This is a genomic window from Microbispora oryzae, assembly GCF_017896165.1.
Lineage (GTDB): Bacteria > Actinomycetota > Actinomycetes > Streptosporangiales > Streptosporangiaceae > Microbispora > Microbispora oryzae.
Genome location: NZ_JAFCNB010000059.1, coordinates 1 through 1,444, shown reverse-complemented (window position 1 = coordinate 1,444; position 1,444 = coordinate 1). Strand labels below are relative to the sequence as shown.

At 67.6% G+C, this 1,444-nt stretch carries 1 protein-coding gene; it reads left to right on the top strand.

The genetic code is table 11. The features are described from left to right. Positions 1-127 precede the first annotated feature (127 nt). Positions 128-1,411, top strand: a complete 1,284-nt coding sequence (locus JOL79_RS33505; RefSeq protein WP_210159959.1) for an IS256 family transposase — start codon at positions 128-130, stop codon at positions 1,409-1,411. Positions 1,412-1,444 lie beyond the last annotated feature (33 nt).

The window sequence follows — 1,444 nt, the reverse complement described above, 5'->3', positions numbered from 1 at the left end:
GAGCAATGATCGAAACCTGTGGATCTGCCGGGAAGGGTGTACCTTCCCGAATCATCTGATCATGGTTTCGAGATAAGGCCGACGCGCCAACGTCGGTCGGGAAGGCACACCCGTGCCGCTTACCGTAGTGCCCGAACTGTCCGCTGGCGACGACGCCCCGGCGCCTGTTTCGTCCTCGCTGATCGACCAGCTCGTGCGCGAGGGCGCGCGTAAGATGCTCGCCGCCGCCCTGCAGGCTGAGGTCGACGCCTACATCAACGCGTTCGCCGGCGAGCGCGACGAGGTGGGCCGTCGCCTGGTCGTGCGTAACGGTTCCCACACCCCGCGCGAGATCCTCACCGCGGCCGGCGCGATCGAGGTGAAGGCCCCGCGCGTCAACGACAAGCGCATCGATGAGGCCACGGGTGAGCGGATGCGATTCTCCTCGGCGATCCTGCCTGCCTGGGCGCGTAAGACGCCGCGGCTGGCCGAGGTGCTGCCGCTGCTGTACCTGCATGGCCTGTCCTCGGGGGACTTCGTTCCCGCGCTGGGGCAGTTCCTGGGTTCGACGGCGGGCCTGTCCGCCTCGGTGATCACCCGGTTGACCGAGACCTGGAAGGCCGAGCAGCGCGCCTTCGCTGATCGCGACCTGTCCGGAGTCGACTACGTCTACTTGTGGGCCGACGGCATCCACGTCAACATCCGGCTGGAGGAGCACAAGCTGTGCCTGCTGGTGATGATCGGCGTACGCGCCGACGGCCGCAAGGAACTCGTCGCGCTGAGCGACGGCTACCGCGAGTCGGCCGAGTCATGGGCCGACCTGCTGCGCGATGCCAAGCGGCGCGGGATGCGCGCGCCGGTGCTGGCGGTCGGGGACGGCGCGCTCGGCTTCTGGTCCGCGCTGGGCGAGGTGTTTCCGCAGGCCAGGGCCCAAAGGTGCTGGTTTCACAAGATCTCTAACGTGCTCGGGGCGCTCCCGAAGTCGGCGCACCCGGCCGCCAAGAAGGCGATGGCGGAAATCTGGAACGCCGAGGACAAGGACCACGCCGAGCGCGCGGTCGAGGACTTCCGGGCCGTCTACGGCGCCAAGTATCCCAAGGCGGTCGCCAAGGTCGTCGATGACCTCGACGAACTGCTCGCCTTCTACGACTACCCCGCGGAGCACTGGGTGCATCTGCGCACGACCAACCCGATCGAGTCCACGTTCGCCACGGTCCGGCACCGGACCAAGGTCACCAAGGGCCCGGGCTCGCGTGCGGCCGGGCTCGCGATGGCCTTCAAGCTGATCGAGTCGGCGCAAAAGCGCTGGCGGGCGGTCAACGCGCCTCACCTGGTCGCCCTGGTCCGCGCCGGGGCGACCTTCATCAACGGCAAGCTCGTCGAGCGGCCCGAGGAATCACCGGCTATCGAGGACCCGTCGATAGCCGCTTAAAAGATCCCGATCCACAGGTATTGACGATTGCTC